Genomic DNA, 14783 nt, shown 5'->3' on the forward strand with positions numbered 1-14783 from the left:
ATGGCCGATGCGTCCCTTGCCCGGAGCGAAACCACGGCCACCGATCTCCATCGGCCGAGGGTTTTTACGGATCAGTTGCTGCAGTGGCTCCGGGGACGGGGCCATGTCCTCATCGTAACCCACGATCATCCCGATCCCGATGCCCTGGCCTCGGCCATGGCCCTGAAACATCTCATTCTGGTCCAAACCGGGCAACCGACCACGGTGGCTTATGGCGGCGTTGTCGGCCGAGGCGAAAACCGGGTCATGGTCGAGTCCCTGGAAATCGACATCGTACCCCTCGAAAGCCTCGATCTGGATCGCTATCCGGTGGTCTGCATGGTCGATACCCAGCCCGGTACCGGCAACAACTCCTTTCCTGTCGAACGCCCGGTGCATCTGGTCATCGACCACCATCCCTGCCTCGAAGCCTGCCAAAAGGTACGCTGGGTGGATGTCCGCGAGGATTACGGTGCCACGGCCACCATGGTGTTCGAATACCTGCTGGCCCAGAAGGTCAATTTCGGGACCAAGCTCGCCACCATTCTGTTCTATGCCATCAAGTCCGAAACCCAGGATCTGGGCCGCGAGTGGAGTCGGGCGGATCGGCGTGCCTATATGTATCTGCTGCCCCTGGCCAACAACCGCATCCTGTTCGACATCACCCATCCCGAGGTGCCCCGCGCCTATTTCCGCCATTTCCACCATGCCATTCGCAATGCCTTGATCTTCGGGGACATCCTGGTGTTCAATCTGTTCGATATCGACAATCCCGACATGGTGGCGGAGATGGCGGATTTTCTGCTGCGGGTCGACGAGGTGGCCATCGTCATGGGCCTGGGAAGGTTCCGGGACACGGTCGTCCTGTCCTTCCGCACCTTGCGGTCGGACCTCAATGCCGGCGCGGTCATGCAGGCGGTGGTGACCGGATTGGGCACGGCCGGCGGCCATGGCATGATGGCCGGCGGCCAAATCCGCGGCACCGACGGGTCCCGTGAGGCGCAGGAGCACCTTGCCCATACCCTCACCCAGCGTTTGCTGGCGCACCTGGGGCGTTACCCCGCTCCGGGCCTGCCCCTGGTCAGCGATTGAGGGACCGGTCCGCTGCATTGACACCCGCGTCTCCGCCGGGTTATAAGGAATCTCCCAGAAATCCGAGGAGATTCATGTTGCGTATCGTCCTGTTTGTGCTGCTTCTCAGTCTCCGTGTCCATTCCGCTTATGCGGCGGTGGAGTTGGGTCTGCCCGGTCGGGATCCGGTGGTCCTCGAAGAGGTGTATCGGCGCGACGGCACGGTGTTTCTGGCCGTTGAAGAGGTTCTGGCGGCCCTGGGCCTGAAGGGCGAATGGAACTCCGTGCAACACCGCTACCGGATTGTCACCCCGCACGGTGCCGTGTTCATTGCGCCGGACAGCCACTACCTGAGGCATGGCGAACGGCTGCTGCCCCTGTCCCATCCCCCCCGTTTCATCGATGGCCGCCTGCGGATTTCGGCCGCAACGGTCCAGTCCCAACTGGCCGACCTGCTGGGCCGTCCGGTGCACTTCCGAGATCTGGCGCCGCCGGAGGAATCGGCGGAGCCTGAATCCACCCTGGATCGCCTGTTCGCTTTCCTGCTGCGGCGTGAAAAAGCCCTGGATGCTCCGGCCTTGCGGGCGGTTGCCATCGATCCGGCCCATGGCGGCGACGACCCCGGTGTCATCGGCATGGACGGCCTGATGGAAAAACAGGTAACCCTGGCCGTCGCCCGGCGCCTGGAACGCCAGATCAAGATGAATCTGGGCATCCCGGTCTATCTGAGCCGCAACGGCGACTATGCCCTGTCCCGGGTGCAGCGCCTGGCCGCCCTCAACCAGCCGGAGGTCGACGTCCTGCTGCTGCTGCATGCCCAGGCCGCCATGGACGCCCGCACCCATGGCGTGACTCTGTTCGTGCGTCCGGTTCGACAGACAACGGCCCGGCCAGGCGTCGGCGATGACAGCGTGCGCCTGGCCCGACATCTGGAAGCGGCATTCCGCGGCGCCGGCATCCGGGTCAACAGCGTGGTCGGCGCGCCGCTGTTGCCCCTGACGGCAGGGGAATTGCCGACGGTCCTCATCGAACTGGGTTATTTGAGCCATCCCACCGACCAGGCGCGCCTGGGTTCCGCCGATGGCCAGGAACAAACCGCCCGGCTGATCTTTCAGGCTCTCAAAACCTTTGCTGAAGAACAACAGGAGTTGTAATGATGAATAACGTGTCCGGCGGCCGTGCCCACGACCGGCAGGCCGACCAGTTGCGTCCCGTGACCTTCTGCCGCGGTTTTACCCGCTATGCGGAAGGGTCGGTCTTGGTCTGCTTCGGAGAAACCCGGGTGCTCTGTACCGCCAGCGTCGAGGAGAGCGTTCCGTCCTTCCTGCGGGGTTGCGGTCGCGGCTGGGTTACCGCTGAATACGCCATGCTGCCGCGCGCCACCCAGGTACGCAATCCCCGGGAAGCGGCCCGCGGCAAGGTCAGCGGCCGAACCAGTGAAATCCAGCGCCTCATCGGCCGGTCCCTGCGGGCCATCACCAATCTGGATGCCTTGGGCGAACGATCCATCCTCATCGACTGCGACGTTCTGCAGGCCGACGGCGGCACCCGAACCGCCGCCATTACCGGCGCTTATGTGGCCCTGTGCGACGCCCTTCACGGTTTGCGCCAACGGCAACTGCTGGCCGATTGGCCCCTGCGGGACAGCGTCTCCGCGGTCAGCGTCGGATTTTTGGCTGACCGGGCGCTGCTGGATCTGGACTACGAGGAAGATCGTGGCGCCGCCGTCGACATGAATTTCGTGATCACCGGCAGCGGCCGGTTCGTGGAAATTCAGGGTACGGCCGAAGAGGAACCTTTTTCCCTCGAGCAGTTCGACAGTCTCCGCAATCTGGCCATGTCCGGCTGCCGGGAATTGAGCCGCCTGCAGCAACTGGCGTTGGAGGGCTGAACATGGAGCTGGTAGTGGCAACCGGGAATGCCGGCAAGCTCCGGGAAATCCGGCGCCTGTTGGCGGACAGCGGCATCGAGGTGCTGGGTCTGGGGGATTTTCCGGGCCTGCCGGAAGTCGTCGAGGACGGCCTGACCTTTGCCGAAAATGCCCGCAAAAAGGCGGCCACGGTGGCCCGTCTGACCGGCCGACTGACCCTGGCCGACGATTCGGGCCTGGCGGTGGATGCCCTGGGCGGCCGGCCGGGCATTCATTCGGCGCGCTATGCCGGCAGCGATGCCGGCGATGACGACAACAACCGCAAGCTGTTGGCGGAGCTTGCCGGGATTCCTGCCGGGCAGCGCCAGGCGGCCTTCCATTGCGTCATGGCCCTGTGCCGGCCCGACGGCGATTGCCGGTTTTTCGAAGGTATGCTGCCCGGCCTGGTGCTGGAAGCGCCGCGGGGCAAGGACGGTTTCGGCTACGATCCCCTGTTCTGGGTGCCCGAGTATCGGCGGACTCTCGCCGAACTGCCTCTGGATGTCAAAAACCGCATCAGCCACCGCGGTCAGGCGCTGCGCCAGGTGGTGGCCCAACTGCGGCTCTCCTGACCGGGTTCCCACCCAACGGATCGGATGGCTGCCAACCTCTGGTGTGAGCCTGCCGCGGTTGCAGACCCATTCCAACCTGCCATAATGGAAGCATGAAGTCACATACCTTTGCCATGGGAATTGGAGGGAACAACCCGAAACGGAGGTGACATCGATGCGCAAATGGCAACAAGTTGGGGGCGGAGCATTGATCGCTCTGCTGACGCTTTCCGGATGTGCGGGGCGGTTGTGCGACGCCGACCGGAAACTGGTCGATCAGGCCATTGCGGCCGGACAGGTGGCGACGGCAGCGGCCCAGCAGGCTGAAGCTTCGGCGACCGCGGCCAACGCTTCCGCGATGCAGGCTGAAAGTTCGGCCCAGCGGGCCGAGCAGGCGGCGCAGCAGGCTGCGGATTCCGCGGCGGCGGCCGCGGCCAGCGCCGGTGCGGCGGAACAGAGTGCCGCCAAGGCCGCCAAGGCCTTTGAAATGAGCCAGAGAAAATAGGGCTTCGATTGCACAACGGCAATCCGGTTGCGGTTCGTGACCCGGCGTCAACCCGATGGCAGCAGGCCGAGTTGGTTGAGCAGGATCAGAATCACCGCAGCCGGGGCGACGAAGCGCAGCAGCAGTTGCCAGCCCGCCGATAACCCTCCCTGTAGCGAGCCGCCGGGGAGGGTTTTATTTGGCCGTTTCGAACCCCAGAACCAGCCGACATAGAGCGCCACGAACAGGCCCGCAAGGGGCAGCAGCCAGGAGGAGACCAGCGCATCGAAGGCCTCGAAAAAGGTGTGGCCGAAAAAGGGCCGGACATCCTGCCAGAGGCTGAAGGACAGGGCGCTGGGCAGGCCGAGTAAAAATACCGCAAAGCCGACCAGAATCGTGGCCAGGCGGCGTGACCAGCCTTTTTCATCGATGAGATAGGCCACCACCACTTCCAGCATGGAAATGGAGGAAGACAGGGCGGCAAAGGCCAGCAGCAAAAAGAACAGTAAAGCCAGCAACGAGCCGAAGGGCAGCCTGAGCAGCAGGATGGGCAGGGTTTTGAAGACCAGTCCCGGCCCGGCACCGGCTTCGAGATTGGCGGAAAAGGCCACGGAAAAAATGGTCAGGGCCGCCACCAGCGCCACCACCGTATCGAGCACCGCGATGCGCAGGGAGAGAGCCCGGATGTCGGCCTCAGGCTCCAGGTAGGAAGCATAGGTGATCATCACCCCCGCCCCCAGGGACAGGGTGAAAAAGGCGTGGCCCAAGGCATCCAGCAACGCCCGGGGGGTGAGACGGGAAAAATCGGGACGGAACAGAAAGGCCAGGGCCTGGCCGCCGCCGTCGGAGCGCATGCCCTGGATGAAGAGGAGCAGCAGCAGGGCGAACAGGGCCGGCATCAGGATTTTGCTCCAGCGCTCGATGCCGGTGCGAATACCGCCCAAAACGATGGCGACGTTGGCCGTCAGGAATAGGGCCTGCCAGAAAATAACCCGCCCGGGCGACGCCACCAACTGGTCGAAGAGCGCTTCGATTTCGCCGGGACTGCGGTTCCGCAGGCCGCCGCTAGCCGCCTTGAGGAGATAATCAAAGCTCCAGCCGGCCACCACGGCATAGAAGGACAGCAGGATGAAGGCGGCGATGACGCTGCCCCAGCCCACCAGGCACCAGGGGCTGCCCGGGCCCTCAAGGGCGACGAAGGAGCCGACGGCGTCGCGCTGCCCCTGGCGCCCGATGGCCAACTCCGCCATCATGATGGGAATGCCGACCAGGGTGATGCAGGCCAGATAGACCAGGACAAAGGCGCCGCCGCCGTGCTGGCCGGCGATGTAGGGGAATTTCCAGATATTGCCCAGACCGATGGCGCTGCCCGCCGCCGCCAGAATAAAGCCGAACCGGGTCGCCCAATTGGCACGGGGCGCGGGGGATTTCTGCATGGAGCCTCCCTGGTTGGCAACGACAGGTTCAGGGTTCCCGGTCCGGCGGTGACACCACCACCGGTATGCCGAGACCCTGGCGCAGGGCCAGGTCCAGCCGGTCCCGATCCAGGGGACCCGTCCAGCCCGTTTCGCGAATCCGGGTGAGGGCTTCCGCCAGCAGGCCCTCCGGATCCGGACCGGCCAGGGTATGGACCTCGACCAGCAATTGGTCATCGTGGATGGCCGCTTTGATGGGACGATGGATTATCCGTACCGGGGTGCCGATGCTGACCCGGCCGAACAAATCGCGGATGTCGGCCGGATAGAGGCGTACGCAGCCGTGGCTGATGCGGCGGCCGATGCCGAAGGGCCGGTTGGTGCCGTGAATGCCGTAGCCGGGGATGGACAGGCCGAGCCAGTATTCCCCCAGGGGATTGTTCGGGCCGGGCGGCACCACCGCCGGCAGCAGAGGGTTTTTGGCGCGGATGGAGGGCGGCACCGTCCAACTCGGGTTCACGATTTTGTTGACGATGGTGAAGCGCCCCTGGGGCGTGTCGTAGCCTTCGCTGCCGATACCCGTCGGATAGACCCGCACCCGGCGCCGGGCACCCTCCCGCCACACATGGTAGAGGCGGAATTCGGCCAGGTTGATGGTGATGCCCGGTTCCACCTCGGAGGGCAGCAGAAAGGCGAAAGGCAGCAGCAGTTCCCGTCCCGCGCCGGGCGACCAGGCATCGAACTCCGGATTGGCCCGCTGCAGGGCGGTGAAGCCCAGCCCGTGGCTGCGGGCAATCTCCATCAGGGTCTCGCCAGGACGGATGACGTAGGTCCGGTTGCGGCCCATGAGCACCCCCCGGCTGCCTTCGGGAATTATCGCCGCCTCGCCGGGCAGATGATACCAGGCCTGACATGGCAGTGACGTCAGGACGAGGACGGCGACGAGGTACAGACAGATCGGCAATCGATGCGGCATGCTGGGTCTCCGGAAAAGCCTCGGCCGGGCAGGGTGAAGGCCGGCCAGGCGGCGCAGGTTGTTCCTATTCTAGCCGAAAACATGGGCTTTCGCACTCCGGCGATTCCGCAAGCAGATGCTGCACGGGTCATTCCTTTCCGTATCCGATTCGGCTATACTTCAGACACGGTCATGATTTGGTTTGGGATTTTCCTGAATCAAATCCCTCATGTCATGATGTTCGCAGTTGCAGTGTGGTTGTTATGCGGAGGCTCTAATGGCTCGGAGTGAGGGGCCCCGGCCAGGCCGGGGAAGTTGGATCGGATTGCTGGTCGTCCTGTTCTTCAGCCTGACCGGCACGCCGGTCCGGGCGGCGGAGCCGGTACGCCTGGAGCTGACCGGGGTTGAAGGTCCGGCTCGGGACAACGTTCTGGCCATGCTGGCCTGGCCGCCGGGTCTGATCCGCAACGGGCAGGTGGATCAACGCTGGCTGCAGCGCTTTGCCGGCCAGGTTCCCGATCTGGTGCGTACCGCTCTCGAGCCTTTCGGCTATTACCAGGCCCGCATCCAGTCGTCCCTGGAGGAACCACGACCCGGCAACTGGCTGCTCAAGGTGGCGGTCGAGCCGAGTCAGCCGGTGCGGGTCTCCGAGGTTCGGGTCGAGGTTGCCGGACCGGGGGCGGCGCGAGGCGCCCTGCGGCGACTGGTCGAAGCTTTCCCCCTCAAGGAAGGGGATATCCTGCTGCACCAGCCCTACGAAGACAGCAAACGCGAACTCCTCGGCCGAGCCATGTCCCTGGGCTATCTGGATGCCGCCTTCAGCCGGCATGAGATCCGCATCGATGCCGAACGTCGCGGGGCCGCCATCAACCTGGTGCTTGAAACCGGGCCGCGATACTACTTCGGTGAAGTGAGTTTCGAGGGTGCCGAGGACTATCCCCGACCATTTTTGCGGCGTTATCTCACCTTTGAGCCCGGCGATGCCTATTCTCAACACAGTATTGGCCAGAGCCAGATCAATCTGCTCAACTCCGATCGCTTCCGCGACGTCCGTTTCCAACCGGATCGCGAACAGGAAAGGGAGGGACGGATTCCCCTGACGGTGCAACTCGAACAATCCCCCTCGCGGCGTCTGCGGCCCGGGATCGGCTACGGTACCGATACCGGCGCCCGCATGTCCCTGACCTACAAGGATTTGAACGTCTGGGATCGCGGCCATGAATGGTCGGCGGAGTTGAACCTGGCCGAGAAGACCCAACTGGTCGGGGTGGCCTACCTATGGCCCGATCCCTACAGTCTGCAGAGCCTGACGGCATTTCGCGCCGGCTTGGAGCACAAAGATGTCGCCAACGTCGAAAGCAGCAAGGTCAGCGCCGAGGTGGAGCGGGTCCGGGAGTTCGGGCGTGGCCGCAAGGGTTCGGTATTCCTCAATTTTTTTCAGGAGAATTTCACCATCGGGGAGCAGGAGGATTCTTTTCGCATGATTCTGCCCGGGGTACGTTTCTCCCAGCGCGGTTACCGGGACATGGTTCGGCCCCGCGGCGGCTATCATTATGCCCTCGAAGCCCGCGGTGGCTTTCCCTGGCTCGGCTCGGATACGGGCGTGTTGCAGTTGCTGGCATCCGGCAATACCCTGGTGGCGTTGCCGGCCCGGTGGTCCCTGTTCGCACGGTTGGATACGGCGTTTTCCCTGCAGGAAGAGGGCCTCAAGGCCCTGCCTGCCTCATTGCGGTTTTTTGCCGGCGGCGATCGCAGCGTGCGGGGCTACGGTTACCAGACCCTCGGACCGCGCGACAGCGCCGGGGATGTGGTGGGCGGCCGTCACCTTTTGGTCGGCAGCCTGGAACTGGAACGGGCCTTTGGCGTGAACTGGGGTGTCGCGGGATTTTTCGACGCCGGCAACGCCTTCAACAGTTTTTCCAATTTTGACTTGGCCATGGGGGCCGGGCTGGGGCTGCGGTACTATACGCCGGTGGGTCCCATCCGACTGGATGTCGCACGACAAATCGACGCGGACGATCCTTCCTTCCGCCTTCACTTCAGTATCGGGTTCGGATGGTAAGACGCTGGATTTTCATCATCCTGGGCGCAACGGGGTTGCTGCTCCTGAGCCTCGCCGTCGGTGCCGGCTACTGGCTGCTGGCCCGACCGGAAGGTTCCCGCTGGTTGCTGCACCGCCTGGCGGAACACAGCGGCATGGCACGTTTTGCCCGGGTTGAGGGCACCCTGGTCGAGGGCCTGCTCCTGCATGATCTGGAGGTGACCTGGCCGGACGGGGAGTTGACCGTCCGGCGGCTGCAGTTTACCTGGCAGCCGGCCGAGTTGTGGCGTGGCCGGGTGGGGCTGCCGTCCCTGACCGGCGACGGGGTCCGACTGGAACTGCGGGAAAGCGAGACGCCCGAACCGCCGCTGGACTGGCGGTTGCCGCCCCTGCCGTCCTGGGCCCGGTGGCTGCGCGGCAGCTTGGATTATTTGCTGGTGACGGACCTGCAGGTGACTCTGCCCTCCGGCCAGCAGGTGACCATGACCTCCGTATCCGGACGCCTGTTCTGGACCGGAGCGCGCCTGGTGGTGCCGCGGCTGACCCTGCTCGGGCCGGAACAGGCCGCGGCCACCGCCCTGGAACTCGACCTGGTTGCCCGGCGCCTGCATTGGCGGGCCACGGCACAATGGCAGCAACCGGCTGGCCCCCTGCGTCTGGCCCTGCGCACCGAACTTCAGGAGCGCCCCGCCGGCCAGGCCCTGGACGGCCGGCTGTGGCTGTTTCTGCGCCATCCCCAGGTGGAAAGAGCGCGGTTGCGGTCGCGCCTGACCCTGGTCGGCCGACAGCTGAGCCTGGAAGATCTGCAGGCCCGCGTCGCGCCCTTGCCGGAGCCCGTTACCGGCCGCATGGCCCTGGACATGACCGGGGAGCAACCGCGGCTGAAGGCCGAACTGGGCCTTCGCAAGGCCAATCTCCAGGCCTTCACCGACCTGGAAACGGACCTCGATGTGCAGTTGGCTGTGCAGGGGTGGTTGGATGATTTTCAAGGGCGGCTGGAACTGGCCAATCGTGGACCGGGGTGGCGGAACCTGACCCTGAGCGGTGCCGTGCAGGGCGATGGCCGACAGGTGTCCCTTACCTCCTTGCGCGGCCGCTGGCTGCAGGGTGAGCTGTCCGGCAAGCTGGATTTTGCCTGGCAACCGGAGCTGACCGTCGGCGCGGAACTGCAGGGTCGGGGGGTGCAGCTCACCGTGCTGCAGCCCGAATGGCCGCAGGATCTTGCCGTGTCTCTGACCGGTGAGGCGCGGCGCGCAGCCGAGGACTGGCAGGGGCGGATCCAGCTGCAGGTGCCCTCCGGTCGTTGGCGCGGTCATCGCTTCCAAGGCCGGGTCGATGCGCGCTTTGCCGGAACGGAGGTGGATTTCCGGCAGCTGGAGGTGCAGGGGGATCGATTGTCGGTGCGCGCCTCCGGCCGTCTCCAAGAACGGTTGGCGGTGCAACTGCGGGTCGGGGAGTTGGCCGGCCTGGTGCCGGAAACCTCGGGAACCCTGCAGGCGGACGGTTGGCTGCGTTACCGGGAGCAGAACTGGCAGGGCTCCCTGACCGGCCGCGGCGACCGGATTCGATTCCGTCAGTATGGCGCCGAAGGGGTGTCGCTGGCCGTGGATTGGCAGGGCGTCGACCGACCCGGCAGCATCGATGCGCGCCTGGCCGGGGTGACCACCCCGTTCGCCCCCCTGAACCAGGCCCGGCTGCAGGCAACCGGCACCCTGCGCCGGCACAGCGCCTCCCTGGAGCTGCAGGATCCGCCCCGCCACTTGCGCCTGAGTCTGGACGGCGGCTGGGACAGGGAACAGTGGCAGGGGCGGCTGCAGAGTCTGTCCCTGCACGACGGCAAAGCCCCCTGGAGCCTCCTGCAACCGGCCGAGTTGACCGTCTCCGCCGAGGAGGTCCGGGTGGCCGGGTTGCGCTTGGCCGGCAGCGGCGACGAACGGTTGGAACTGGACGGTCGCCTGGCTTTCGCCGATGTCAGCGGGGCGCTACGAGGCGGCTGGCGGCAGATGGATCTGGCCCGGCTCGATGCCTGGACCCCGGGTTTGCAATGGTCCGGGCGTTCCCAGGGACGGTTCGAGTTGCAGTGGCCTGCCGAAGGTGCTCCGGAGCTGGCCCTGCAGGCGGATCTGCAGGGTGCCGTGGCCCACCGCGATGGCCTCGTGGATCTGCACCAGGTGACTTTGCGCACCCTTTGGAACCGGAGCGGGCTGGATGGTGACCTGGCCGCGGATCTGGGGGATGCCGGCCAGGCCGCGGCGTCTTGGGCCTCCGGGCAGCCGGCCGGCCGCGCCTGGCCGGAACAGATCGACTGGTCCCTGCAGTGGCGCCGGCTGGATCTGCGGCGGTTTGCCCCCTGGTTTCCGGAAGGCTGGCAGGGGCAGGGCCTGGTCAGCGGTCAGGGGCAGGGTCAATGGTATGGCGACGGTCGGTGGAGGCTTTCGGCGACCACCGATCTGACCGACGGCCGACTGGACTGGCAACGACCCGATGGCCGTCTGAGCCTGTCCTTTGAGAGGGCCGTCAGCCGGTGGGACTGGCGCGACGACCGCCTGACGGGGGATCTGGAGCTGACTCTGGCCGACCACGGCCGGTTGGAAGGCAACTGGCGGCTGCCCCTGCCGGCCCGCTGGCCTCTGGCACCCGTAGCTGACCCGCTCCAGGCTCGGTTGCGTGCCACCCTGCAGGAACGCGGGTTGCTGGCCAGCCTGTTTCCGGGGCTGATCCAGGAGACCGCCGGCCGCCTGCAGGCGCAGGTGGATGTGACCGGCACCTGGGAACAGCCGCGCTACGGCGGCCGGTTGCAGCTCGATCAGGCTTCGGCCTATCTGCCCGCCGCCGGGATTGAACTGCGCGACATCGCCCTTCAGGGGCGCCTGGTCGAGGACCGCCTGCTGCTGGATTCCTGGAGTGTGGTCTCCGGCGGCGGCCGGTTGCAGGGCAGCGGCTCCTGCCGTCTGGAGCAGTGGCGCCCGACGGTATTTCAGCTCAGCGCCGAGGGACAGAACTTCCAGGCGGTGCGCCTGCCGGAACTGCAATTGTCCGTCTCGCCGCAACTGACCCTCGACGGCGACCTGGAGACCCTGCGCGTGCGCGGTACGGTCAAGGTCCCCGAAATGCTCATCGCCGACCGCGTCCAACCCGTGGCGGTGCGGCCCAGCCCGGATGTGATTCTCGAAGGCGCTCCGGTGGACGCCGCCAAAAAGTCGCCCATCGCCCTTGATGCCCGCATCCGCCTGGAACTGGGCGATCGGGTGTTGGTCAAGGCGGCCGGCTTGGACGCCCGCCTGCAAGGCGCCGTGGACCTGTGGGCCACCGACCTGCAGCGGGTTACCGCCCAAGGCCGCATCTCCGTGGCCGAGGGCGCCTTCAGCGCCTATGGGGTAAGGCTGCAGATCGAGCGTGGTCATCTGCAGTTCAGCGGCGGGCCCGTCGAGCAACCGAGCCTCGATCTGCTTGCCCTGCGCACCGTCGGTCAGGTCAAGTCCGGGGTACGGGTCACCGGCACGCCCCGCGATCCCTTTTTGCAGCTCTACTCCGAGCCCTCCATGTCGGACACCGACCAGCTGTCCTACATCGTCCTGGGACGGCCCCTGGTGCGCAGCAGCGGCGACACCGATCTGCTCATGGCCGCCGCCGGCGCCCTCCTCGCCCAGGGCGAATCGGTGGTGCTGCAGGATCGTCTCAAGAGTCAGTTGGGCCTGGACGTGCTCGGCATCGAAAGCGGCAACGGCGAACTGGAAGCGGCCATGGTCACCATCGGCAAATACCTCAGTCCCAACCTCTATGTCGGCTTCGGACAAGCCCTGTTCGGCGACAGCAGCGAGTTGCGCCTGCGCTACAGTTTCGGCAAACATTGGGAAGTGGAGTCCAAAACCGGCACCGAGAGCGGCATCGACCTGTATTACCGTATTGAGTTTCGTTAAAAAAATAATTTTTCTCTGACATGCCCGCCATGGTCTGCTAGAATAACAGGATTCCATGCAATGCGGTGGGCTTGAGCCATTTCGAAACGATATGGGCATTTCGCTGCATCCCAACGGGCACCACACTTCCCCTTTCAGCATATTTCGGATCGCCCGGTAGAGGGGTTGCCCTGGCCGTCCACCCCAGCCTGTCCGCATTCGGGTTCCCTCCCGGTGCGGTCGGGGCCTGGCGGGGTGTCTGCCGGGATGAGGAGCGGAGGATGGATTCCTGCACGTGGCCACACGCCATGGAGCCACAGAACAATCAACGTCAGGTCGGCGATGCAACTGCGGTCGACCACCATTTTGAAACCCTGTGCCAGGTGACGGGCGGGGTGTTCTATCAATATGGACCCGACAGCGATCGACTGAGCTGGTCCCCCCAGTGCCGGAACATGTTCGGTTGGACCGAAGCGGAAATGGGGCTCGACAGCGCCGGCTGGTGGCAGCGGCTGCATCCCCAGGATCGGCCGGCAGCGCCTGCCCTGCTGCAGGACTGGTTGTGGCGGGGCGGGCCGGACGAACGCCAATACCGGGTCCAGCACCGGCAAGGGCACTATGTGTGGGTGGCGGACCGCAGTCGTTCGGTTTTTCGCGCCGACGGCCCCACCGTCGTCCTCGGCTGCCTGCAGGACGTCACCCGGGATCGGCAACGCCGGCTGCAGCTCGGCCTCGCTCAGCGCGCCATCGACTCCTCCATCAACGGCATCGCCATGACCGACCTGGATGGCCGGCTGACCTACGTCAACGACGCCTTTGCCAAGCTGTTCGGCGTTTGCGGCACCGAGGAGCTGTCCGGCCGGGATGTGGCCTCCTTCTGGAAACATTCCAGACGGGCCATGGTGGTGCTGCGGGCCTTGCAGCAGCAGGGCGTTTGGTGCGGAGAAATGATCGCCCGCCGTCATGACGGACGTCCCCTCATCCTGCAGCTGTCGGCACATGTGGTCAAGGATGATCATGACCAGCCGGCCGGCTTCATGGCCTCCTTCATCGATATCAGCCAGCGGCGGCGGGCCGAACGCACCCTGCAGGAATCCGAAGAAAAATACCGATTGCTGTTCTCCTGCGGCTCCGAGGCCATCATCCTGTTCGACGCCCGCAACAGCCGCATCGTCGACGCCAATGCCGCGGCCCTGGCCCTGTACGGTTACAGCCACCAGGAATTCACCGGGCTGAGCATCGTGGATCTGGCCGAAGAGCCGGACCAGGCCCGGGTGCGCATGAGCCAGGTGGAGGAAGGACAGTTCACCCATTTTCCCCTGGTGGCGCATCGTAAAAAGGACGGCACCGTCTTCGAGGTCGAGGTTTCATTGGGCGATTTCCGCTGGCGGCGGCGCCGTTTCCGGGCCGGCTTCTTCCGCGATGTCAGCGAGCGCCGCCGCATCGAACGCCTCAAGGACGAGATGCTGTCCGCCGTCAGCCACGAGATGCGCACCCCGCTGACGGCCATCCTCGGGTATGCCGACTTCCTGCAGCGCAGTGTCCTGCCCGCGGATAAGCAGCAGGAATACCTGCAGGTCATCCAGCACCAGGGGGAACGCCTCAAGGATCTGGTCGACAACCATCTCAACCTGCAGCGCCTGCGGGCCGGGTTCGGTGTCGCCCACATCCAGCCGGTAGCCGTCCTGCCCCTGTTGCACGGCGTGCTCAACGTGTTTTCCCGTGCCGACGATCGCGGACGTTTTCACATCGACTGCCCCGCCCAACTGCCGCCTTTGTGCGGCGACGAGAACCAGTTGTATCGCGCCCTGCAGAATCTGCTCTCCAACGCCGTCAAATATTCCCCCGACGGCGGCGACATCGTCCTCGGTGCCTACGAAGAGAACGGCCGCGCCGTCCTCTATGTCCGCGACCAGGGCATCGGCATTCTGCCCCAGCACCAGGAAAAAATCTTCGATCGCTATTTCCGCGTGCGCGCCGAAGGCCATCCCATCAGCGGCACCGGGCTCGGCCTGACCCTGGTCAAGGAGATCATCAAGGCCCACAACGGCGAGATCTGGCTGGAGAGCACCCCCGGTTGCGGCAGCACCTTCTTCCTCACCCTCGATTTCTGGAACTGATTCACCCCTCCATCCGCCTCCTTCGCCCCGGCCGTACGGCCGGGGCGGCTGAATTTCCCCTCGCCTTCGGATTCTAATTTTACATTTGTTGAAAAAGCGTTCACGGTCTGGTAGTTATATATGTCATATTTCATTGAATTTGCTTCTAATTAAAATGACCCGGTGCGCCCCTTTGCGTTCCGAGCCGCGAAGGAAGGTGCCGCATGGCCGAGCATCTCAAATTCGAGCGCTTCTGCTGGTTTGACCGTCAGCTTCGCAACAACCGCTATCCCACCGCCTCCCATTTCGCCCGCCATTTCGCACTGAGCACCAAAACCGTCCAGCGCACTAAGCGCGGGAAATTTTTTTAAATTGGGACG

The 14783-nt window shown here is 65.0% G+C and carries 11 protein-coding genes; 9 read left to right on the forward strand and 2 right to left on the reverse strand.

Features of this window, described 5'->3' with window-relative positions:
- The 5 genes from JQN68_RS11290 to JQN68_RS11310 all read left to right on the forward strand — a co-directional run bounded on the left by JQN68_RS11290 (position 1) and on the right by JQN68_RS11310 (position 4015).
- Complete coding sequence (locus tag JQN68_RS11290) at positions 1-1071, forward strand: DHH family phosphoesterase (RefSeq protein ID WP_225073401.1); 1071 nt, start codon at positions 1-3, stop codon at positions 1069-1071.
- A 74-nt stretch (positions 1072-1145) separates the two neighbouring features.
- Positions 1146-2204: an N-acetylmuramoyl-L-alanine amidase gene (locus JQN68_RS11295; protein WP_225073400.1), complete on the forward strand. Its 1059-nt coding sequence runs from the start codon at positions 1146-1148 to the stop codon at positions 2202-2204.
- A gap of 2 nt (positions 2205-2206) precedes the next feature.
- Positions 2207-2941 (forward strand): ribonuclease PH, encoded by a 735-nt coding sequence (gene rph / locus JQN68_RS11300; protein ID WP_225073404.1) that lies wholly within the window; start codon positions 2207-2209, stop codon positions 2939-2941.
- A gap of 2 nt (positions 2942-2943) precedes the next feature.
- On the forward strand, positions 2944-3531 hold the full coding sequence (locus JQN68_RS11305; RefSeq protein ID WP_225073399.1) for an XTP/dITP diphosphatase: 588 nt from the start codon (positions 2944-2946) through the stop codon (positions 3529-3531).
- Positions 3532-3685: 154 nt separating this feature from the next.
- On the forward strand, positions 3686-4015 hold the full coding sequence (locus tag JQN68_RS11310) for a hypothetical protein (RefSeq protein WP_225073398.1): 330 nt from the start codon (positions 3686-3688) through the stop codon (positions 4013-4015).
- A gap of 47 nt (positions 4016-4062) precedes the next feature.
- Here the strand turns inward: JQN68_RS11310 and JQN68_RS11315 are convergent, their stop codons facing one another.
- Positions 4063-5430, reverse strand: coding sequence for a sodium-dependent transporter (locus JQN68_RS11315; RefSeq protein ID WP_225073397.1), 1368 nt, complete (start codon positions 5428-5430; stop codon positions 4063-4065).
- A gap of 28 nt (positions 5431-5458) precedes the next feature.
- Entirely contained in the window at positions 5459-6385 is a 927-nt protein-coding gene (locus tag JQN68_RS11320) for a L,D-transpeptidase family protein (protein ID WP_225073396.1), read from the reverse strand.
- Between the two features lie 256 nt (positions 6386-6641).
- On the opposite strand from JQN68_RS11320, the gene JQN68_RS11325 reads away from it, so the two are divergent.
- The 4 genes from JQN68_RS11325 to JQN68_RS11340 all read left to right on the forward strand — a co-directional run bounded on the left by JQN68_RS11325 (position 6642) and on the right by JQN68_RS11340 (position 14774).
- The gene (locus tag JQN68_RS11325) at positions 6642-8426 is read left to right on the forward strand and encodes an autotransporter assembly complex protein TamA (protein WP_225073395.1); all 1785 of its coding nucleotides are present in this window, start codon (positions 6642-6644) and stop codon (positions 8424-8426) included.
- Positions 8420-12325 carry a translocation/assembly module TamB domain-containing protein gene (locus JQN68_RS11330; protein WP_225073394.1) on the forward strand — a complete coding sequence of 1302 codons (3906 nt, stop codon included), beginning with the start codon at positions 8420-8422 and terminating at the stop codon, positions 12323-12325. Before JQN68_RS11325 ends, JQN68_RS11330 begins: the two co-directional genes overlap by 7 nt.
- A gap of 260 nt (positions 12326-12585) precedes the next feature.
- Entirely contained in the window at positions 12586-14424 is a 1839-nt protein-coding gene (locus tag JQN68_RS11335) for a PAS domain-containing sensor histidine kinase (RefSeq protein ID WP_225073393.1), read from the forward strand.
- A gap of 203 nt (positions 14425-14627) precedes the next feature.
- A complete protein-coding gene (locus JQN68_RS11340) occupies positions 14628-14774 on the forward strand; it encodes a hypothetical protein (protein WP_225073392.1) in 147 nt (48 codons plus the stop codon).
- Positions 14775-14783 lie beyond the last annotated feature (9 nt).

It is taken from the genome of Desulfuromonas sp. CSMB_57, assembly GCF_020194955.2.
Taxonomy (GTDB): domain Bacteria; phylum Desulfobacterota; class Desulfuromonadia; order Desulfuromonadales; family Syntrophotaleaceae; genus JAFCIY02.

Excerpts from the sequence above, each read along its gene's own strand:
- JQN68_RS11290 (WP_225073401.1), top strand. The coding sequence starts at position 1 with ATGGCCGATGCGTCCCTTGCCCGGAGCGAAACCACGGCCACCGATCTC.
- JQN68_RS11295 (WP_225073400.1), top strand. The coding sequence starts at position 1,146 with ATGTTGCGTATCGTCCTGTTTGTGCTGCTTCTCAGTCTCCGTGTCCAT.
- rph (WP_225073404.1), top strand. The coding sequence starts at position 2,207 with ATGAATAACGTGTCCGGCGGCCGTGCCCACGACCGGCAGGCCGACCAG.
- JQN68_RS11305 (WP_225073399.1), top strand. The coding sequence starts at position 2,944 with ATGGAGCTGGTAGTGGCAACCGGGAATGCCGGCAAGCTCCGGGAAATC.
- JQN68_RS11310 (WP_225073398.1), top strand. The coding sequence starts at position 3,686 with ATGCGCAAATGGCAACAAGTTGGGGGCGGAGCATTGATCGCTCTGCTG.
- JQN68_RS11315 (WP_225073397.1), bottom strand. The coding sequence starts at position 5,430 with ATGCAGAAATCCCCCGCGCCCCGTGCCAATTGGGCGACCCGGTTCGGC.
- JQN68_RS11320 (WP_225073396.1), bottom strand. The coding sequence starts at position 6,385 with ATGCCGCATCGATTGCCGATCTGTCTGTACCTCGTCGCCGTCCTCGTC.
- JQN68_RS11325 (WP_225073395.1), top strand. The coding sequence starts at position 6,642 with ATGGCTCGGAGTGAGGGGCCCCGGCCAGGCCGGGGAAGTTGGATCGGA.
- JQN68_RS11330 (WP_225073394.1), top strand. The coding sequence starts at position 8,420 with ATGGTAAGACGCTGGATTTTCATCATCCTGGGCGCAACGGGGTTGCTG.
- JQN68_RS11335 (WP_225073393.1), top strand. The coding sequence starts at position 12,586 with ATGGATTCCTGCACGTGGCCACACGCCATGGAGCCACAGAACAATCAA.
- JQN68_RS11340 (WP_225073392.1), top strand. The coding sequence starts at position 14,628 with ATGGCCGAGCATCTCAAATTCGAGCGCTTCTGCTGGTTTGACCGTCAG.